This window comes from Acidovorax kalamii (genome assembly GCF_002245625.1).
Lineage (GTDB): Bacteria > Pseudomonadota > Gammaproteobacteria > Burkholderiales > Burkholderiaceae_C > Acidovorax > Acidovorax kalamii.
This window is the reverse complement of the sequence record NZ_NOIG01000007.1, coordinates 13617-33715: the sequence shown is the minus strand read 5'-3', so window position 1 is coordinate 33715 and position 20099 is coordinate 13617. Positions and strand designations below refer to the sequence as shown.

General features: G+C 67.8%; 18 protein-coding genes. 4 read left to right on the top strand and 14 right to left on the bottom strand.

Features of this window, described 5'->3' with window-relative positions; translation table 11 throughout:
- The first annotated feature begins 61 nt into the window (after window positions 1–61).
- The 4 genes from CBY09_RS11150 to CBY09_RS11135 all read left to right on the top strand — a co-directional run bounded on the left by CBY09_RS11150 (window position 62) and on the right by CBY09_RS11135 (window position 3914).
- Window positions 62–1066, top strand: coding sequence for a TRAP transporter substrate-binding protein (locus CBY09_RS11150; RefSeq protein ID WP_094289509.1), 1005 nt, complete (start codon window positions 62–64; stop codon window positions 1064–1066).
- Between the two features lie 79 nt (window positions 1067–1145).
- On the top strand, window positions 1146–2057 hold the full coding sequence (locus CBY09_RS11145) for a shikimate dehydrogenase (RefSeq protein WP_094289507.1): 912 nt from the start codon (window positions 1146–1148) through the stop codon (window positions 2055–2057).
- A gap of 36 nt (window positions 2058–2093) precedes the next feature.
- The gene (locus CBY09_RS11140) at window positions 2094–2993 is read left to right on the top strand and encodes a VOC family protein (RefSeq protein WP_094289505.1); all 900 of its coding nucleotides are present in this window, start codon (window positions 2094–2096) and stop codon (window positions 2991–2993) included.
- Between the two features lie 15 nt (window positions 2994–3008).
- Window positions 3009–3914, top strand: a complete 906-nt coding sequence (locus CBY09_RS11135; RefSeq protein ID WP_094289503.1) for a sugar phosphate isomerase/epimerase family protein — start codon at window positions 3009–3011, stop codon at window positions 3912–3914.
- Window positions 3915–3932: 18 nt separating this feature from the next.
- Here CBY09_RS11135 and CBY09_RS11130 read toward each other — a convergent pair whose 3' ends face one another.
- The 14 genes from CBY09_RS11130 to CBY09_RS11065 all read right to left on the bottom strand — a co-directional run bounded on the left by CBY09_RS11130 (window position 3933) and on the right by CBY09_RS11065 (window position 20023).
- Window positions 3933–4388, bottom strand: a complete 456-nt coding sequence (locus CBY09_RS11130) for a nuclear transport factor 2 family protein (protein WP_094289501.1) — start codon at window positions 4386–4388, stop codon at window positions 3933–3935.
- A gap of 6 nt (window positions 4389–4394) precedes the next feature.
- A complete protein-coding gene (locus tag CBY09_RS11125) occupies window positions 4395–5177 on the bottom strand; it encodes an SDR family NAD(P)-dependent oxidoreductase (protein ID WP_094289499.1) in 783 nt (260 codons plus the stop codon).
- Window positions 5174–5713: a DUF3833 domain-containing protein gene (locus tag CBY09_RS11120; protein ID WP_094289497.1), complete on the bottom strand. Its 540-nt coding sequence runs from the start codon at window positions 5711–5713 to the stop codon at window positions 5174–5176. Before CBY09_RS11120 ends, CBY09_RS11125 begins: the two co-directional genes overlap by 4 nt.
- A gap of 20 nt (window positions 5714–5733) precedes the next feature.
- Window positions 5734–7029, bottom strand: a complete 1296-nt coding sequence (locus tag CBY09_RS11115; protein WP_094289495.1) for an MFS transporter — start codon at window positions 7027–7029, stop codon at window positions 5734–5736.
- Window positions 7026–7547, bottom strand: a complete 522-nt coding sequence (locus tag CBY09_RS11110) for a chalcone isomerase family protein (protein WP_094289493.1) — start codon at window positions 7545–7547, stop codon at window positions 7026–7028. Before CBY09_RS11110 ends, CBY09_RS11115 begins: the two co-directional genes overlap by 4 nt.
- A 71-nt stretch (window positions 7548–7618) precedes the next feature.
- Window positions 7619–8842 (bottom strand): SAM-dependent methyltransferase, encoded by a 1224-nt coding sequence (locus CBY09_RS11105; protein WP_094289625.1) that lies wholly within the window; start codon window positions 8840–8842, stop codon window positions 7619–7621.
- A 26-nt stretch (window positions 8843–8868) separates the two neighbouring features.
- Complete coding sequence (locus CBY09_RS11100) at window positions 8869–9660, bottom strand: DUF1365 domain-containing protein (RefSeq protein WP_094289491.1); 792 nt, start codon at window positions 9658–9660, stop codon at window positions 8869–8871.
- On the bottom strand, window positions 9657–10967 hold the full coding sequence (locus CBY09_RS11095) for an NAD(P)/FAD-dependent oxidoreductase (RefSeq protein ID WP_094289489.1): 1311 nt from the start codon (window positions 10965–10967) through the stop codon (window positions 9657–9659). Before CBY09_RS11095 ends, CBY09_RS11100 begins: the two co-directional genes overlap by 4 nt.
- Window positions 10968–11211: 244 nt before the next feature.
- Window positions 11212–11796, bottom strand: coding sequence for a glutathione peroxidase (locus tag CBY09_RS11090; protein ID WP_094289487.1), 585 nt, complete (start codon window positions 11794–11796; stop codon window positions 11212–11214).
- Between the two features lie 291 nt (window positions 11797–12087).
- Window positions 12088–13299 (bottom strand): HD-GYP domain-containing protein, encoded by a 1212-nt coding sequence (locus CBY09_RS11085; protein ID WP_094289485.1) that lies wholly within the window; start codon window positions 13297–13299, stop codon window positions 12088–12090.
- Window positions 13300–13422: 123 nt separating this feature from the next.
- A complete protein-coding gene (locus CBY09_RS11080; RefSeq protein WP_094289483.1) occupies window positions 13423–16539 on the bottom strand; it encodes an efflux RND transporter permease subunit in 3117 nt (1038 codons plus the stop codon).
- Between the two features lie 11 nt (window positions 16540–16550).
- The gene (locus CBY09_RS11075; protein ID WP_240515682.1) at window positions 16551–17762 is read right to left on the bottom strand and encodes an efflux RND transporter periplasmic adaptor subunit; all 1212 of its coding nucleotides are present in this window, start codon (window positions 17760–17762) and stop codon (window positions 16551–16553) included.
- 72 nt (window positions 17763–17834) lie between these two features.
- Entirely contained in the window at window positions 17835–19232 is a 1398-nt protein-coding gene (locus CBY09_RS11070; RefSeq protein ID WP_420807450.1) for an efflux transporter outer membrane subunit, read from the bottom strand.
- A gap of 56 nt (window positions 19233–19288) precedes the next feature.
- Window positions 19289–20023, bottom strand: coding sequence for a TetR/AcrR family transcriptional regulator (locus tag CBY09_RS11065; RefSeq protein WP_094289479.1), 735 nt, complete (start codon window positions 20021–20023; stop codon window positions 19289–19291).
- Window positions 20024–20099: the final 76 nt, after the last annotated feature.

Genomic DNA, 20099 nt, shown 5'->3' with positions numbered 1-20099 from the left:
CCGCACCCAAGGTTTCTCGCCCCTTTTTTTGTCCGCCCCAAGAACCCAAGGAGACATTTCCATGAAGCTGCTCAAAACCTTGCTCGCCACGGCCCTGGTGGCCGCGTCGCTGCTGCCCGCTGCACACGCCCAGGAACGCACCATCAAGTTCGCCTTCCAGAACCAAAAAGACCACCCGCAGGCCCAGGGTGCACAGAAGTTCGCCGACCTGGTGGCCGCCAAGACCGGCGGCCGCATTGCCGTCAAGCTCTTCCCCGGCGGCACGCTGGGCGGCGACCTGCAGACCGTGTCGGCCCTACAGGGCGGCACCGTGGAGATGACCGTGCTGAACGCGGGGATCCTGGCCGCGCAGTCCAAAGAGTTCGGCATCTACGACTTCCCGTTCCTGTTCGCCACGCCGCAAGAGGCCGATGCCGTGACCGACGGCCCCTTCGGCAAGAAACTGCTCGACAAGCTGCAGGCCAAAAACCTGGTGGGCCTGGGCTACTGGGAGCTGGGTTTTCGCAACCTCACCAACAGCAAGAAACCCATCACCAAGGCCGAGGACATTGCGGGCCTGAAGATCCGCGTGATCCAGTCGCCGATCTACATCGACCTCTTCAACGCGCTGGGCGCCAATGCCGTGCCCATGCCGTTCCCCGAGCTGTACACCGCCATGGAGCAAAAGGCCGTGGACGGCCAGGAGAACCCTTTCTCCACCATCCTGTCGTCCAAGTTTGCCGAGGTGCAGAAGTACCTCACTGTGACGCGCCACATGTATAACCCCCAGGCCGTCATCGTGAGCAAGAAGTTCTGGGACAGCCTCAACCCCGCCGACCAGAAGGCGTTGAACGACGCCATGGCCGAGGCCACCACCTTCCAGCGCGGTGTGTCGCGCGTGCAGGCCAACGTGGCGCTGGAAGACCTCAAGAAGGCAGGCATGCAGGTGTCCGAGTTCTCGCCCGCCGAGCTGGACAAGCTGCGCGCCAAGGTCAAGCCCGTGGTTGAAAAACACAGCGACAAGGTCGGCGCCGAGACCGTGCAAGAGGTCTATTCCACGCTGGCAAAACTGCGCGGCGGCAAGTAAGCCACCGCCGCCACCCCTGTGCTGCCGGGCGGTGAACACACCCACCGGCAGCGCGCCCACCCCGCATCCCGCCCGCCCCATGAGCCTCCAGCTCCTCGATCCCCCGGTCATCCCCACTACCTCCACCATGTCTTCCACTAGCCCCCGCAAGGTGCTGATCGGGCTGATCGGTGCCGGCATCCAGAAGTCGCTGTCGCCCGCCCTGCACGAGGAAGAGGCGCGCCACCACGGCATGCGCCTGCACTACCAGCTCATCGACCTGGACCGCTCGGCGTCTTCACCCGAGCAACTGCCCACGCTGCTGTCGGCGGCGCGCATCATGGGCTATGCAGGCTGCAATGTGACCTACCCCTGCAAGCAGGCGGTGATCCCGCACCTCGACAGCCTGTCGGAAGAAGCGCGCGCCATGGGCGCCGTGAACACCGTGGTCATCCAGGGCGGAAAACTGGTAGGTCACAACACCGACGGATCGGGCTGGGCCTGGGGCTTCACCCGCGCGCTGCCCGGTGCCGACCTCAGCCGCGTGGTGCTGCTGGGCGCGGGCGGTGCAGGCGCCGCCATTGCGCATGCCGTGCTGCGCCTGGGGGCACAGCACCTGAGCATCGTGGATGCACAACCCGAACGCGCCGCACAACTGGCGGCCGACGTGAATGCGCTTTACGGCGCGCGCGCCGAGGCCGGTGAAATCCGCTCGGCCATGGCCCACGCCACCGGGCTGATCCACGCCACGCCCACGGGCATGGACAAGCTGCCCGGCCTGCCGCTGGATGTGGGCCTGCTGCGGCCCGCGATGTGGGTGTCCGAAGTCGTTTACTTCCCGCTCGACACCGCCCTGGTCCAGGCCGCACGCGCGCTGGGCTGCCGGGTGTCGGACGGCGGTGGCATGGCCGTGGGCCAGGCCGTGGGCGCGTTCGAGCTGTTCACTGGCGAGGCGCCCGACGCCGCCCGCATGGACGCGCATTTTCGCCGCCTGGTCAGCAGCGCCCGCTGACCCCTTCCGTGCACGACAACACAAGGAACTGAACCCATGAGCACCCCGATGGTGGCCACCCGCGAAGCGCTGGGCGACATGCCCAACCCCCTGGGCCTGCAGGGCATCGAGTTCATCGAATACGCCACCAGCCGCCCGCAGGCGCTGGGTCAGGCGCTGGAGCGCATGGGCTTTCAGCCCGTGGCACGCCACCGCTCGCGCGAGGTGCTGCTGTACCGCCAGGGCGACATGAACATCATCGTCAACGCCCACCAGGACACCGAACGCACCGGCGTGCATGCGCCGCCCGCACTCACCGAAACACCGGTGCTGGCCGCCATCGCCTTCCGCGTGGGCAATGCGGCCGCAGCATTTCGCCGCGTGCTGGAATTGGGCGCGTGGGCCGTGCACACCGAGGTCGAGGTGATGGAGCTGAACATCCCCGCCATCCACGGCGTGGGCGCGAGCCGCATCTACTTTGTGGACCGCTGGAAGGAGTTTTCGATCTACGACGTGGACTTTGTGCCCATCCCCACCGTCAACCCCCGCCCGCCCGCGCTGCAGGGTCTGCACCTGTTTGGCGTGGTGCAGTACATCGGCCTGGGCCGGGGGGCGGACTGGATCCACTTCTACAGCGAACTGTTCGGCTTTGCCGAGCTGGCGCCGGATCAGTCGTTTGGCGTGCTCACCCATGGCCGCATCCTGGCCAGCCCCTGTGGCACGCTGCACTGGCAGCTGATCGAGCCGCTGGTCGATGCGCTGGATGCCGACCCAGAGGAGCTGCTGCAGCGCGTGGCCTTTGGCACACCCGATGTGCTGGCCACGGTGCAGGCGCTGCGTGCGCGCGGTGTGGAGTTTGTCGAATCGCCCACGGGCGTGCACACCGGCACGCGCGGCGCATTGACGCGTGCCGATGCGGCCTCGCCCAGCTTCGAGCTGGTGCGCAGCGCCCGCTGAGCCAGGAGACCGCCCATGCGCCAATCCACCATGCAACGCAACGTCGCCGATTTCGGCATGGACACCATCAGCCTGGCGGGCCCACTGGAGGCCAAGCTGGCCGCCGTGAAAGCCGCCGGCTTTGGCCAGATCATGCTGGCCGCGCGCGATATCGTGGGCCACCCGCAGGGCATCGAGGCCGCCGTGCACGCGGTGCGCAGCAGCGGCCTGCGCGTCACAGGCTTTCAGGTGCTGCGCGACTTCGAGGGCTTGTCGGGCCACCTGCACAGCTACAAGGTGGACATTGCCAAGCAGATGATCCTGATGGCGCGCGACCTGGGCGCGCCCGTGCTGCTGGCCTGCAGCTCCACGTCATCGCACGCCACGGCGGATGCCGAGGCCATTGCGCGCGACCTGCGCAAGCTGGCCCTGCTGGCGCTGCCCCACGGCATCCGTGTGGCGTTTGAAGGACTCTCGTGGGGCCGCCACATCAACGAGGTGCACCAGGCTTGGGCCGCCGTAGAGCAGGCCGATTGCCCCAACCTCGGGTTGGCCATCGACTCGTACCACCAGTTCGCCACCAGCACGCCGCTCTCGGCCCTGGAAGATGTAGACCCCGAGAAGATCTACCTCGTGCAGCTGTCGGACTTCATGTGGCAGGAGACCCGCACGGTGCAGGAGCGCATCGAGACCGCGCGGCACTTTCGCGTGTTCCCCGGCGAAGGCGTGCACAGCCAGGCCCTGGCCGAGCTGGTGCGCACGCTGGACGGCATGGGCTACCAGGGCGACTACAGCTTTGAGGTCTTCAACGACGACTACCAGCAGCTGCCCCTGCCCTACGTGGCGCAGCGGGCGTGGAACAGTGCACTGTGGCTGGCCGAAGGGGTGCTGCAGCGCGCGGTGCCGCTGCCGGGGCATCCGCGCATCAAAACCCTGGCGTGATCCGCCATCCGCCAACGATCAACTGTTGGCGCGTTTCTTGAGCCAGCGCATCAGCGCGCCCACCACCGGCAGCTTCTCATACAACTCTTCGGCCGCGTCCCAGTAATCGCGGTGCAAGGTCACCTGGCCCTGGGCATCCAGCACCAGGTGCGAGGCACCGCGCACGGTCTGCGTCACGCCCTTGTGGAAGTCCTTGAAGGCGAACAGGAAGTCCCAGGTCAAGAAGCACTGCTGCCCCTGCACCACGCGGCCCGTGACCACAAAACGCGGCTGCTCCAGTGCCTCGAACATGTGGGCAAAGATGCCCTGGATGGCGGGCACGCCCACCACCTCGTTGAACGGGTCCTTGAAGCGCGCCTGGGGCGCGTAGAACCGGCCGATGGTCGCCACGTCGGCGGGCGACAAGTTTTCAAAGAACGCAATGATGCGCGTGACGGCTTCTTCGGTGGCGGGGGCGGTGTAAGGGGGCTGCATGGAAACTCAGAGTCCCGTGAACTTGCGGACGGCAGGAAAGTACCACCGATACGGCAGCAGCCGCAGCAGCTTCATCACGCGCGTGAAGCGCTTGGGGAAGTGGATGTCGAACTGCCCCCGCGCCCAGCCCTGCAGGATGGCGTCGGCTGCCGCTTCGGGGGAGATGAGCGCAGGCATGGTGAAGTCGTTGCCCGCCGTGAGCGGCGTGGCCACAAAGCCGGGGTTGATCACGCTCACGCCCATGCCCAGGTCGTGCAGGTCCAGGTACAGCGCCTCGGCCAGGTTGATGAGCGCAGCCTTGGTGGGGCCGTAGGCCAAGCTCTTGGGCAGACCCCGGAACCCCGCCACGCTGCTGATCAGGCTCACATGGCCCGGGCGCCCCGCCTGGGCGGCAGTGAGCATGGCGGGCAGCACGGCGGCCAGCACATGCAGTGCGCCGTTGTAGTTGATCTGCTCATGCCTCAGCATCACGGCCAGATCGAAGTCGGTGGCGCGCATGTCGCGGTAGTAACCCGCGCAGTAGCACACCAGGTCGGGTGCACCACCCGCCAGCACCTGCGCGGAGGCGGCCTGCACCTGGGCCGGTTCGGCGGTGTCAAAAGCCAGCGCCGTGCTGCCGGGGTGCTGCACCACAAAGGCGTTCAGTGCATCGCTGTTCCGGGCCGAGACGATGACCTGCGCGCCGCGCGCATGCAGCGCTGCCGCCGTGGCCCGGCCAATGCCGCTGCTGGCCCCGATGAGCCAGGCCCGGCGGCCCTGCCAGTCGCGCAAGGGTGGGTTGAGTTTCATGGTGCGCGCTTGGTGAAGGACAGGGTGATCTCGCCTAGACGCACGCCGAACTTGCTCATGGTCGCGCGGTTGAGCATCACGCGGTCGTCGATGAGGTACATCCAGTCGTCCAGGTCCACGTGGTAGACCTTGCCGTCCACGGGCAGGGCCAGCGTGTAGTTCCAGCGGAAGGCGTTGCCGCGCGTCTGGCCGCCCGCAGTGCCCACCACATCGTCGGCGGTGCCGGTGTATCGGCCGTCGGCATGTTTCGTCAGGCGCCAGATGCGGCGCTGTGTGGTGCCGTCGGAATAGGTGAAGGCTTCGTCCAGCACGCCCTCGTTGCCCTTCCAGCTGCAGTCCATCACCACGGTGAAGCGTTTGACGATCTGGCCGCTGCGGTCCTGGAAGATGCCGTAGGCGTCGATCTTGCCGTTGAAATACTGGGCCAGGTCCAGCACCGGTTTTTCGCTGGCGTAGCCGTCAATGCTCTGGCTGGCGCAGCCAGACAGAGCCACGGGTGTGGCCACGGCGGCGGAGAGAAGAAGGCGTCTTTGCATATTGGGCATCCCTTGAAAAATCAGGCGCTGGCCAGGCCGCGTGCAGGCCGGAGCACCAGCCCATACAGCGCCCCTGCTGCCAGCAGCTTGAGCACGCAGGGCAGCACGGCATAGGCCCAGTTCAGGGTCTGCAGGCCTTCTTCGCTGCGTGTGCCGGGGGTGTAGCCCCAACAGCCCAGCAGGGGCAGCGCGAGGCCTGCGGCCAAAGCCAGGTTGAGCTTGGTGGCAAAGTTCCACCAGCCAAAGTAGGCGCCTTCGTGCTGGCCGCTGTCGCCCTCGGCGGCGATCACGCCCGCCAGCAGGGCGCTGGGCAGGGCCAGGTCGGTGCCCAGGGCCACGCCGGACAGCGCACAGACGACGAGGAACGGCACCACATCACCCGCGCCCAGAAACGCGGTCCACACAAACACGGCAATCGCCAGCAGCATGCCCGACAACCAGGTGCGCGCCAGGCCCCAGCGCGCCACGGCACGCAGCCACAGCGGGATGGACAGCGCAGCGCACACGAAATAGGCCGCGAGGAACATGGGCTCCTGCGCGGGCGGGGCCTGCAGCCGGTCCTGAATAAAAAACAGCACCAGTGTGGCCGGTATGGCGCTGGCAATGCCGTTGAGCATGAACACCGCCAGCAGGCGGCGGAAGGCAGGGCGGCCCCAGGGCCGCCACAGGCTGGCGCGCTGCGGGGGGCGGTACACACCGGCCACGGCGACACCCGCATGCGCTGCGGGGCGAGGGGCTCTGGTCCAGGCCCACCAGCCTAGCAGCAGGGTGATGGCAAACACACTGAGCATCACCGGCAGGCCCAGCAGCGCGGGCAGCACCGATGCCAGCACCACGCCGACCAGTGCAGCACCCTCGCGCCAGGCCACGATGCGGCTACGCTGCAGCTCGTCGCCGCCCAGCCGAGCGCCCCAGGACTGGTGCGCAATGCTGAGCTGGCTGTAGGCGGTGTAGGTGATGAGCAGCGCCACCAGCGCCCAGGCGACGAGCGCATCGGCCCCGCGCACCAGGGGAAAAAACAAGCTGGTCAACCCCAGTGCCAGCACCGCCGCCGACACCGCACCCACCGCCAGCACGGCGCGCACCGAGCGGCCAAACAGGTGGTCGGCCAGGCGGCCCAGCAGCGGGTCGGTGAACGCATCGAACAGCCGCGCGGCCAGCAGCACGGCGCCCAGCGTGGCCAGCGGCATGCCGAATTCGCGCGCGTAGTGGTTGGGCAGCAGCACATACAGCGGCAGCGCCACAAACGCCAGGGGCAGGCCCAGCAGCCCATAGGCCAGGCCGTGGCCGGCGCGCATGGGCGTGGTGGTGGTCATGGCTGCCCTTGGCCTGCGGTGCGGGTGGCTGCGATCAGTTCTTGCCGCAGCCCGGGCTCGGAGGTCTGGGGCGATAGCCAGATGCCAAAGAATAGGCGCGAGAACTCGGCGTCGGGCACCTCGCCCACGACGCGGCCGCCCATCTTGAACACGGCGCCCGCGCCGGGCTGGTACAAGCCGAGCAAGCGGTCGCCGGGTTTCACATCCGGCAACGCGGCCTGCAGCGCCTGCTGCCAGCGGGTGGCCTGCTGCGGCGTGAAACTGCCCACGCGGCGCATCTCTTCGATGGAGCGTTTGGCAATCGCCTCGGCCGTGAAGTTGCGCTGATAGGTCAGCTCCAGCGCCAGCGGGTGGGCGCTGTACTGGTCGGCGTCAAAACCGGGCTGGGCCCACAGGCGCGCGCGGTACACCTCGAACCCCAGGAAGCGCATGGTGCCCTGGCCCACCAGGCGCGCGCCCGCCAGCGGTGTGCTGGCGGCTGGCGACGCGCTCACCGCCCCTTCTGCCCCTTGCGCCATAGCAAAATTTGAGCAAAAAACGGCCCCTGCGCCCGCTAGCAGAGCGCTGATAGCTATCTTTTTTATAGCATTCATGCTTTCACCAGCGTGTACTGCACCAGGTCGATGTTGCGCATCGCAAACGCGGCCTCGCAGTAGGCGAGGTAGAACTCCCAGATGTGCATGAAACGCTCGTCAAACCCCAGCTGCAGGATCTGCGCGCGCTGCGCCAGAAAACGCTCGCGCCAGCGTTTGAGGGTTTCGGCATAGTCCTGGCCAAACGCAAATTCATCCACCACGCGCAGGCCCGCCGCTTCGGCCTCGCGGCGGAACTCGCGCGGGCAGGGCAGGCATCCGCCGGGGAAGATGTATTGCTGGATGAAGTCGGTGGAGCTGATGTAGCGCTCGAACAGGCTGTCGTCGATCACGATGCTCTGGATGCAGGCCTTGCCACCGGGCTTGAGCAGGCGGTTCACCGACTGGAAGTAGGTGGGCCAGTATTCGCGGCCCACGGCCTCGACCATCTCGATGGAGCAGATGGCGTCGTACGGGCCGTCCTGGATGTCGCGGTAGTCCTGCAGGCGCAGGTCAGCACGCTCAGCCACCCCCTGCTGGGCCATGCGCTTTTGCGCGAATGCGAGCTGCTCGGTGGAGAGCGTCACCCCCGTCAGATTCGCGCCAAATTCGACCGTCGCCATCTCGGCCAGCGCACCCCAGCCGCAGCCGATCTCCAGCACCCGCGAGCCTGGTTCCACCCCCGCCATGCGCAGCGCGCGGCGCACCTTGGCGTGCTGGGCCTTGCGCATGTCGCCGCCCGCATCGCCCTCAAACCAGGCGGACGAATAGTTCATCGTGTCGTCCAGCCAGAGTTCGTAGAACGCGTTGCCCAGGTCGTAGTGGGCGTGGATGTTTTTCTGGCTGTTGGCGCGGGTGTTGCGGTTGAGCAGGTGCTTGATGCGGTACAGCAGCCGGCCCGCCCAGGTGCCATAGATCACGCCTTCCACCTGCTGGCGGTTGGCGATGAAGAGCTTGAGCAGGTCGGTGAGGTGCGGCGTGGTCCAGTCGCCCGCGATGTAGCTCTCAGCAAAGCCGATGTCGCCGGACTTGAGCGCGGCGCTGCACACGTTCCAGTTCTTGAGCGTGATCGCGGCCGAGGGGCCCTCACCATGGCCGAAATGCTGCAAGGTGCCGTCGGGCAGCTGCACCGTGAGGTGGCCGTGCTGCAGGCGCTGCAGCAGCTTGAGCGCCGTGCGGGCGGCAGCCGGTGTGCCTGCAGGCAAGGCCAGAGCGGTGCGGGGGGCGGTGGTGGAGTTCATGGCGGCGTTCTCGTTCGTCATGGAATTCAGCGGGTCACGATGGATGCAGGCGCCTCGGGCTTGCGGTGGAAACGCACGCGCTTGAGCCACAGCTGCAGCGCGTGCCAGTGGATGCGGGCAATGATGGCGAGCGTCATCGCGGGGTAGCCCCAGAGTGCCTGGCGCAGGGTCTGTGCGGTGATGGCCTGCAGGGTGCCGCTCACGCTGGTCTGGATGAGCGGGCCTGTGTCGTCGTCGTGGTCGATGCGCACCACGGTGCGGCCTGCATCCTGCGCGCTGGCCTCGGTGCGCATGAAGCGAAAGCGGTAGCCGCCACTCACCGCGCAGAACGGCGACACATGGAACACCTTGCGTGCCTGCTGTTCCACGCCGTACTGCGGCGCATCCAGCAGGTAGCAATGGCGCTCGCCGAAGGTGTTGTTGACCTCCACCACGATGGCACGCAGGGGGCCGTCCGCGCGGTGGCAATACCAGAAGCTCACGGGCTTGAAGGTGTAGCCCAGCACACGCGGGTAGCAGTGCAGCCAGACCTCGCCCGTGGCGTCGGTGATGCCTTCGGTGTGCAGAAGCTCGTCCAGCCAGGCCAGCGCACCGCCCTGCGCGGCGCTGCGGCCGTCGCCGTGGTCCACGTCATGGAAGCTGATGGCACCGCTGCGGTTCACGGCCAGGGGCGTCTCCGCGCCCGACAGGCTGCGCATCGGCAGCATCAGAAAAAACGTGGGGTAGGCAAATGCATGCCGCCGGGGCCGCAGCCGCGTGTGGCGCACTTGGCCGAAGCCGATGAGGGGCGCTGCGGTGGGGGCCGGGGCGTGGCTCACGCGGCCTCCGCCAGGGGAGCGGGCAGGGCCGCCCGCAATTGCTCGGCCACCGCCAACCCGGATTTCAGGCCGTCTTCATGGAAGCCATAGCCCGTCCAGGCGCCACAGAACCAGGTGTGCTGCTGCCCTTGCAGCTTGCCCACCTGCTGCTGGGCACGGATGGCGGCCATGTCGAACACCGGATGGGCGTATTCGTAGCCGCCGATCACATGCTCGGGCGCAATGTCGCGCACCGGGTTCAGCGACACGACCACGGGTTGCGCAAACGGCACGGGCTGCAGCTGGTTGATGAGGTAGTGCAGGCACACGCGGGCCGACTCGCGGCTGCGCTGCTGGGCGCGCTCGTAGTTCCAGGCGGCCCAGGCGGCGCGGCGCTGGGGCAGCACAGACGTATCGGTGTGCAGCACGGCGCGGTTGGCCTGGTAGCGGATGGCGCCGAGCACCGCGCGCTCCTGACTGGTGGGCTGGGCCAGCAGCGCGAGCGACTGGTCGGAGTGCGTGGCCAGCACCACCTTGTCGAAGTGTTCTGTGCGGTCTGCAGTCACCACGCGCACACCGGCGGCGTCGCGTTCGATGCGGCGCACGGGGGTGTTCAGGCGCTTGTCGGCAATGCCCGCGACGATCTTGTCCACATAGTGGCGTGCGCCACCGGACACCGTCCACCACTGGGGGCGGTTGCTCACCTGGATCAGGCCGTGGTTGTGGCAGAAGCGGATCATGGTGGCCACGGGGAACTTCAGCATCTGGTCGGTGGGGCAGCTCCAGATGCAGCCCAGCATGGGCAGGAAGTACCAGTCACGGAACGCGTCGCCAAAGCGGTGCTCGCGCAGGAAGTCGCCCAGCGGCTGCATCAGCGCGGCCTCGGCCTGCTTTTCGGCAATGCGCGTGCAAAGCTTGTTGAAACGCAGCAGGTCGCGCAGCATGCCCAGAAAGCGCGGGTTGACCAGATTGGAGCGCTGGGCAAACACGGTGCTGAGGTTGGTGCCACTCCACTCCAGCGCGCGGCCACCGCCGAGGGCCGCGGGCACCTGCACCGAAAACGACATGTCGGATTTGGCCGTCTCCACGCCCAGCTCGGCCAGCAGGCGGATGAGATGGGGGTAGGTGCGCTCGTTGAACACCAGAAAGCCGGTGTCCACGCCATGGGTGACGGGGGTGCCCGAGGCGTCGGGCAGCGTCACATCCACCGTGTGGGTGTGACCGCCGAAGTAGTCGCCCGCCTCAAAGAGTGTGATGTCCGCCTGGCCGCGCAACTGGTGCGCGACCGACAGCCCGGAGATGCCGGAGCCGATGATGGCGATTTTCATGGCCGGCCCCCTCTGGCCGGCGCCTGGAATAAAAAGGTTGCGAAGCGTCCCGAAACGAATAAGAGAGGGAGGGAGGAGAAGCGCTCCAGGAGGTCAGTCGGAACCCAGGGGCCCGAAAGGCTTCGCAACGTTAAAACTGTACGCCGCGCAATCGTCTTGCGCAATGGATAGAGTGGTGCCATTTCCGCGAAGTTCCAGGGCCCGCCCGGATTTTTTTTAAAGAAACGTAAAGAAACCATGGCGCTCACCGGGGGACGGGCCGGGCCAGTTGCTGTTCGATGGCCCGCACCAGGCCCTTGTTGTCGGGGCTGGTCAGGCTGGAATAGTTGTCCACCACCTGGCCGTCACGCCCCAGCAGGTACTTGTGAAAGTTCCAGCGTGGCGCGGTGCCCGACAGCTGTGCCAGCTGCTGGAACAGCGGCGAAGCCTCGGGGCCCTTCACGCTGCTCTTGGCGAACATGGGGAACTTCACCCCGAAGGTGTTTTCGCAGAAGTCCGCGATTTCCTTGTTGCTGCCTTTTTCCTGGGCAAAGTCGTTGGATGGGAAGCCCAGCACCACCAGGCCCTTGTCCTTGTAGCGCGCATACAGCTCCTCCAGCCCCTTGTACTGGCCGGTAAAGCCGCAGAAGCTGGCCGTGTTGACCACCAGCACCACTTTTCCGCTGTACTGGCACAGCGACTGGGGCTTTTCGTCCTGCAGGCGCGGAAAGCTGTGCTGCAGCGTGGCCGGGCAATTGGCGGGCGCATCGGCCGCCTGGGCGGCGGGCGACAGCAACAGCCCCGCCGCCATCAGGGCGGCCAGAGGGAAACAGCGAGACAGTGTGTTCATGGTGTGTGCGGCGGCAAGCGGGCGATGGAGGCAATTTAACCGCTTCATTATTTTTTGTCCACATGAGTTTTTATTTGTACTGAACGGTATACGCAGCATCACAGCGTTTGGATTCAGATTTCCGACATGGCGGCATGGGCGGGCCTGCCCGCCGAACTGCCCGCGGTCAGGCAGGCGCACGCAGGCCATGCCCGCAGGGCGCACAGGGCCGGCAGGCAGGGCAGAGAAAAAAAGGGGAAGGAGGGGAGAAACGGCTGGCCACACCCCGCACACCCGGGGCATGGCCAGGGGTCAGACCATCTGCAGCAGGCGGTCCAGCGACAGCTTGACGCGCACATCCTTGAAAGCCACCACGCCGGTGACCTTCCAGGGCGGCATGCCCGTGTCGCGCGGGATGGGCTCGCCGGTGGGCATGCCGTCGCGGTTGGTCACCACGGCCACCTTGGGCGTGGTGGCCGTGGTGCCCCGGCGGATCACCACGCCCACCTCGCGGCTCGCCAGCCGCACAAAGGCGCCCGGCGGGTACACCCCCAGGGTCTTGACCAGTGCCGCACCGGCTTCGTCGGCCTGCTGCTCTTCATCGTAGTAGCTGGCCTGCATGGCCGCCGTGACGGGCATGGGCCAGCGGGCGGCGCGGGGCGCCAGGCGGGCGCCAAAGATGTCGGCACGCTGCACCAGGCGCGCCATCTGCTGGGCCTCGGTTTTCTTGTCCAGCGGGCCGGGCGTGCGGTGGTGGTGGCAGCGCACGGCCTCCAGCCACACGGGGTCGGCCACGCCCAGGTGGCGCAGCAGCGCCTCGGAGCGCGCGGCATGGTCCTCCACTGCCGCAATCTGGGCGGCGGTCAGCGGGTGGGTTTGCTGGGCCAGCTGGTCCTGCAGCTCGGTCATGGCGATGTTCATGCTGAGGGCCGCATGCCCCACCTGCTGCACTCGGCCTGCGGGCCAGCGCAGCATCTCACGCGCCACCACCATGCACACGCAGCTCACCAGCATCGAATGCGTGGCGCTGTACATGCGGGTTTCCTGGGCCGACAGGTAGATCAGCGCCAGCAGGGTGGCATCGGGTGTCTGCTCGCAGTGGCGCACCAGTTCGTCGTGCAGCGCCTGGAAACGCCCGCCAAAGTCGCTGGGCGAGGGCGAACGCAGCAGCTGCGTGGCGCGCAGTTGCAGTTCGGGCCAGTCCGCCTGGGCCCGGGCTGCCGCGGCGCGGGCCCGGCTCGCGGTCTCCTCGGCGGCCTTCATCTTCATCGATGCGATCTCGCCCAGGTTGGTGTCGGCGATCAGCATGCGCTGCAGCTGGGCCAGGTAAGCGCGGTGGCTTTCGCCCGACTCGTCGGTGTCCACACACAGCTGGCGCCCCCGGGCCACCATCTTGGCCAGTTCCTCGCGGGTGCGGATCACGTAGCCTTTTTGGGCCAGCAGGACACCGTCGGAGCCCCGCAGCACAAAAGGCAGCGGGTGGCCGAGCTGGATGGATTCGATGTTGAGGCTGACGAGGTTCATGGTGCTCGTTACATTATCTAACGCCCTGCCCCCGCCAAACCCTTTGCCTGCCGGGTGATTTCCCGGCTTTTCAGCCGACGAAACCCCCAGCTCGCCGCCAGGCCCTCACGGCCTGGCAGGTGGTCAATGCGCTGCAGGTGGCGTGGACGGCAGGGCTTCGGCTGGCGCACGCACCGGGTGCAGCCCCCGCAACCGGCGCAGCATGCGCCCGAACCACTGGCCCAGGTCGTCCACGCTGGTGAATACCGGCGGAATCACCAGCAGGCTCAGCAGCGTGGAGGTGATGAGCCCCCCGATCACCGCCACCGCCATGGGCGAGCGGAAGCTCGCATCCGCCGCGCCAAAACCGATGGCGATTGGCAGCATGCCCGCGCCCATGGCCAGCGTGGTCATGATGATGGGCCGCGCGCGCTTGTGGCAGGCGTCGATGAGCGCCTCGAAGCGCGTCATGCCGTGCTCGCGCCGCGCCAGGATGGCGTACTCCACCAGCAGGATGGAGTTCTTGGTGGCAATGCCCATGAGCATGATGAGCCCGATGAGCGAGGGCATCGAGAAGCTCTTTTGCGCCACCAGCAGGCCCACAAACGCGCCCCCCAGCGACAGCGGCAGCGCCGCCAGGATGGTGACCGGGTGCAGGAAGTCCTTGAACAGCAGCACCAGCACGATGTAGATGCAGAGCACGCCGGTGAGCATGGCCAGGCCGAAGCTCGCAAACAGCTCGCCCATCATCTCCGCATCGCCAATCGTGATCTGGCGCACGCCCGGCGGCAGGTTCTGGATGGAGGGCAGGGCCGCGACGGCCTTGGTCACATCGCCCAGGGGCTGGCCCGAGAGTTCGATCTCGAAGTTCACGTTGCGCGCACGGTCGTAGCGGTCCACCACGGCCGGGCCGCCGCTGAACTCCAGCGTGGCCACCTGGCCCAGCATGACCGGGCCCTTGCTGCCCTGCACCGGCAGGCGCTCCAGCAGCGCGAGGTCCTTGCGCGCCTCGTCTCGCAGCTTGACCACGATGGGCACCTGGCGCGAGGCGAGGTTGAGCTTGGGCAGCGACACGTCGTAGTCACCCACGGTGGCGATGCGCAGCGTCTCGGCAATCGCGCTGCTGGTCACGCCCAGGTCGGCGGCGCGCGCGAAGTCGGGGCGCACGGCGATCTCGGACCGCACCAGGCTGGCAGTGGACGACACGCTGCCCAGGCCGGGGATGGTGCGCAGGTCCTTCTCGACCGCGAGTGCGGCCGTGGTCAGCGCCTGCGGGTCGTCGCCGGTGAGCACCAGCACGTACTTCTCGCCCGAGCCGCCCAGGCCCACCTTGCTGCGCACACCGGGCAAGGTTTCCAGCGCAGCGCGGATCTGGTTCTCGATGCCCTGCTTGCGCGGGCGGTCGCCGCGCTCGGCCAGCAGGATGGTGAGCGTGGCCTTGCGCGTCTCGGCGTTGGCACTGCCCATGAACGGGTCGCCCCCGGCCGTGCCACCGCCAATGGTGGTGTAGACGCTCTTCACGTGGTCCACCTTGGCGATGCGCTCACGCGCATCCTCGGCCGCAGCACGCGTCCGCGCCAGCGTGGCGCCGGGTGGCAGCTCCAGGTACACCTGGGTCTGCGAGTTGTCGTCCGGCGGGATGAAGCCCGTGGGCAGCAGCGGGATCAGCGCCAGCGAGCCGATGAAGAACGCCGCCGTGCCCAGGAAGGTGATCCAGCGGTGCTTGATGCACCAGGCCGCCCAGCGCAGATAGGTCGTCATCCAGCGCGGGTCCTTGTGGTCGCCCACGATGGGCTTGAGGATGTAGGCCGCCATCATGGGCGTGAGCAGGCGCGCCACCACCAGGCTGGCAAACACCGCGAGCGACGCCGTCCAGCCAAACTGCTTGAAGAACTTGCCCGCAATGCCGCTCATGAACGCGGTGGGCAAAAACACCGCAATCAGCGTGAAGGTGGTGGCCACCACGGCCAGGCCAATTTCGTCGGCGGCTTCCATGGCCGCCTGGTAGGGCGTCTTGCCCATGCGCAGGTGGCGCACGATGTTCTCCACCTCCACGATGGCGTCGTCCACCAGGATGCCCACCACCAGCGACATCGCCAGCAGCGTGATCACGTTGATGGAAAAACCCAGCAGATGCATGCCAATGAACGCCGGTATCACCGACAGCGGCAGCGCCACGGCCGAGACAAAGGTCGCGCGCCAGTCGCGCAGAAAGAGCCACACCACCAGCACGGCCAGCAGCGCGCCTTCGTACAGCAGGTGCATGGAGCCGTCGTATTCCTCCTGCACCGGCAACACGAAGTTGAAGGCCTCGGTGATCTCCAGATCGGGGTGCTGCGCGCGCATCTCCTGCAGCGCCGCCTGCACGGCGGCGCCCACCTCGACCTCGCTCGCGCCCTTGCTGCGCGCCACCTCAAAGCCCACTACCGGCTTGCCGTTGAGCAGCGCCAGCGCACGCGGCTCGGCAATGGTGTCGGACACCGTGGCGACCTGGTCCAGACGGATATGCCGCCCGTCGGACAAGGCCAGCGTGAGGCCCGCCAATTCTTGCGCCGACTGCACGGTGGCCAGCGTGCGCACGGGCTGCTCGCTGCCGCCCAGGTCGGTGCGGCCGCCAGCGCTTTCGGTCTGCACCTGGCGCAGCTGGCGCGACACATCAGCGGCCGTGGCGCCCAGGGCCTGCAGCTTGACCGGGTCGAGCGCCACATGCACCTCGCGCTGCACACCGCCCACGCGGTTGACCGCGCCCACGCCGCGCACCGTGAGCAACTTCTTGGCCACGGCATCGTCCACAAACCAGGACAGCGCCTCGTCGTCCATGCGCGTCGAGGCGATGGTGAACGCCAGCACGGGCTGCGCGGCCAGATCCATCTTGGTCACGATGGGGTCGCGCACATCGCCGGGCAGCTCGCCACGCACACGCGCCACGGCCGAGCGCACATCGTCCAGCGCCTCCTGCGTGGGCTTCTCCAGGCGGAACTCGGCGGTGATGGTGGCCCCGCCATCCTGCACCTTGGTGTAGATGTGCTTGAGGCCCTGCAGCGTGGCGATGCTGTTCTCGATCTTGCGCGCCACGTCGTTTTCGAGCTGCGCGGGCGATGCGCCCGGCAGCGCCACGGTCACCGAGATGGTGGGCAGGTCGATGTCCGGGAAGTTCTGCACCTTCATGGCATTGAAGGACAGCAGGCCGCCGAAGGTCAGCAGCACAAACAGCATCAGCGCCGGTATCGGGTTCTTGATGGACCAGGTGGATAGATTCATCCTGATACTCCTCAATTGATAGCATTCAGCGCTTTACCATCGCGCGGTGAAGGCTGTTTTTGCTTTAAATCTCCCACGGCGGACGTCTGCAGGGGCGCACCGGGGGTTGCAGGGGCTGCGGCCACGCGCACCAGATCGCCGTCGTTGAGGAAACCCGCCCCGCGCACGGCCACTGAGGCATTGGCGTCCAGGCCCGTGAGCACTTCCACGCGGTCGGCCACGCGGCGGCCTGCCTGCACCTTGCGCTGCTGCACGCGCTGTTCGGGGCCCACCACAAACACGTACGAGAAGCCATCGCGCACGACCAGCGCCTCTTGCGGCACGGTGAGGGCATCGCTGTTGCCCAGCGCAAATTCGCCGCGCGCAAACATGCCCGCACGGAAGTCGGCGTTGGCGGGCAGATCGACGTAGACCAAGGCGTTGCGCGTCTGCGGGTCCACCGTGGGCGCGACCATGCGCACCGTGCCTTCGGCCGTTGCGCCGCTGGCCGCCGTCACGCTGACCTTGGCACCGGGCGCAATGCGGCGCAGCTCGGTGGAGGTGACTTCGGCGCGCCACTCCAGGCGGCCCTTGCGCACCATGCGGAACAGCTCGGTGCCCGCCCCCACCACCGCGCCCACCGTGGCCGTGCGCGCCGAGATCACGCCGCTGTCGGGCGCCACGACCTGGGTGTACTTCAGCCGCAGCTGCTGTGCGTTGAGGGTGGCCTGGGCCGCCTCCACCCGCGCCTGGGCCGTCTTCTCGGCCGTGGTGAACTGCTGGATCTGCTGCTGGCTCAATGCGCCCGTGGCCTGCAGCGCGCGGGCCCGGTCGGCGTTGGCGGCAGCCTCGGCTGCGTTGGCCTGGGCTTCGAGCAGGCTGGCGCGCACCTGCGCCACATCGGCCTGCACCGTCTCGGCCGAGAAGGTGGCCAGCACCTGGCCGGCCTTGACCACGTCGCCCACGTTCACACGCACATCGGTCAGGCGCAGGCCATTGCTCTCGGCGCCGATGCTGGCCTCCTGCCACGCGGCCACATTGCCGTTGGCGGCCAGACGCACGGGCACGGCGGTGCGCTGCGGCTGGGCCGTGCTCACCGTGAGCGCGGGGCGAGGCTGGCCCGCCTTGGGTTCGTCGGCTGCGCGCGATGCGCCGGAGTACACCAGGGCGCCCCCCGTGGCCAGCACACAGGCGGTGATCACGGCGAAGGCAGTGGCAGAAAATTGAAAGCGTTGCGTTGGCATGTTGTCTATCCGTTCATCCAGTCGGTGTCAGGAAATGGAGGCCGGCGATCGGCCTGGCCCCCGGGGTTTGGTTCAGCGTGCAGCGGTGGCTGCCGCAGAGGGGGCGGCGGAGGCGACGGCCGCTGAACCGTCCCAGCCTCCGCCCGCAGCGCGGTACAGCGCAATCCAGGCGGCCTGGCGCTCGTGCTGCAAAGCAACCAGGGCATTCTCGGCAGCGAGCGCAGTGCGCCGCGCGTCCTCCAGCTCCACCAGGCTGGCCAGTCCACCGCGCCAGCGCGCCTCGGTCGCGTCGAACGAGGCGCGGTAGCCCTCGGCCGCCGTGCGCGCGCTCGCGTTGCGCTCGGCCGTGCTCTGCAGCCGCACCAGTGCCTGCTCCACCTCGCTCACGGCCTGGCGCACCTTGGCGCGGTACAGCGTGGCGGCCTCGTCGTAGCGGGCCTGCGCGGCATCGGTCAGCGCGGCACGGCGGCCGCCGTCAAACAGGGGCACGCTCAGCGCCAGCGGGCCGATGGTCCAGGTGTTCAGGTCGGTCGTCACGCCGTTGGCGCGCACCCAGGCGCTGCCTACCGAGCCACTCAGCGACAGGCGTGGGTAGCGCTGCGCCTGCGCGCTGCCCACCTCGGCACTGGCGGCGGCCACTTCGCGCTCGGCGTTGTACACGTCGGGGCGCTGGGCCAGCACCTGGGCGGGCAATGCGGCAATCGCAAACAGAGTGTCGGGCGCTGCCGCCACGGGCGCGGCCAGGCGGGTACGCAGGGTGGGTTCCTCCCAGCCCGTGAGCGCCACCAGGGTCTTCACGTCCACATCGCACAGCATGCGCTGCTGCGACGCGCGGGCCTGGGCCTCGGCCGCACTGGCGCGGGCCAGGGCCGCCGTGGCAGGCGCTGTGAAACCCGCACGCTCGCTCAGATCGGAGAGGCGCGCGGTCTCGCCGCGCGACTGCGCATCGCGCTCGGCCACCTGCAGCTGCGCCAGGCAGGTGCGCAGGCTGCTGGTCTGCAGCGCCACCTCGGCCGCCACGCTCACGCGGGCTTCGTGCCACAGCGCCTGCGCGCCCGCCAGCCGCTCGTCGGCGGCGGTCCTGGTGGCCCGGTTTGCTCCGAACAGATCGATCTCCCAGCTCGCCTGCAGCCCAGCCTGCGCCGTGGTGGCTACGCGTGCCAGTTGCTCATTCAAGCCCCGGCTCGCGCTCGCCTGCGCATCCAGCGACGGCAGCAGCGCGGCGCGGCTGCTGACCTGCGTGGCGCGGGCCTGCACCAGGCGCGCCTGGGCCTGGGCAATGCCGGGGCTCACGGCCTGGGCGGCGTCGATCAGCTCGACCAGCAGGGGGTCTTGCAGTTGGGTCCACCAGCGGGCCATATCACCCAGCGAGCCCTGGTGCGGCAGCGGGGCCTGCCAGCCCGCCGGAGGTGCTGCAGGCACCTGGGCAGGCGGCGCGGTGGTTGCGCAGGCGCCCAGGGCCAGGGGCATCCAGACAGCCCAGGCCGCCCACGCCCATTGGCGGGTGCGCAAGGTCGTGCTCAATGTCATGCGTTGGATTCCTTTTTGTGCGAAGTCCTGGAAGCGTGGCGCGCAGGCCCTTGTGTGGCCTTCCGCCGCGTGATTTCCCCGTGCACCATGCTCAATGCGTAGCCGGTGAGCCGCTCCACCCACTGGTCCACCGCCGCCGCTATCGCCAGCTGGGGGGCAATGGCCTGCAAGGGGTCGCGCTGTGTCCACAGCTGCATGATCAGACCCGCCAGAGAGAAGGCGAGGCGGTGCATATCGTCGTCCACCACCGAGACACCCATGTGTCGGCACAGGACCTGGATGAGTGCCATGTGGGGGGCACGGCACTCGCGTTCGATGAGTTCGGGCCAGACATGGGTGGGGTCCAGCAGCTCGCGCACATGCAGGCGCAGCGACTGGGTCACCAGGTCATCGTGCTTGAGCGGCTCCAGAAAGCCTGCGAAGTACTGGCGCAGCGCACCCGCCAGATCCAGCGCCGGGTCGGCAAACACCGGGATCAGGTCACTGCCGCTGCCAAAGGGCTCGTAGAACGTGGCGGTGTAGAGCTGCGCCTTGTCGCCAAAGTGGTAGGCAATGGCCGCCACATTGGTGCCCGCCGCCTGGGCGATGGCCCGCACGGAAGTCTGGGCAAACCCCTTTTCAGAAAAGAGCTGCAGCGCAGCCTGCAGCAGGCGCGCGCGCGTGTCTTCGCCGTCACTGCGGGCCGTGCGCTGGGAGGCAGGAATGATGGAAGGGAGGGCACCGGAACTCATGGCCCCGGATTAAACCACCAGAATTCAAACAGTTGTTTGAATTAATGAAATTTTCATGAAGCGGTGCCGCACCAAG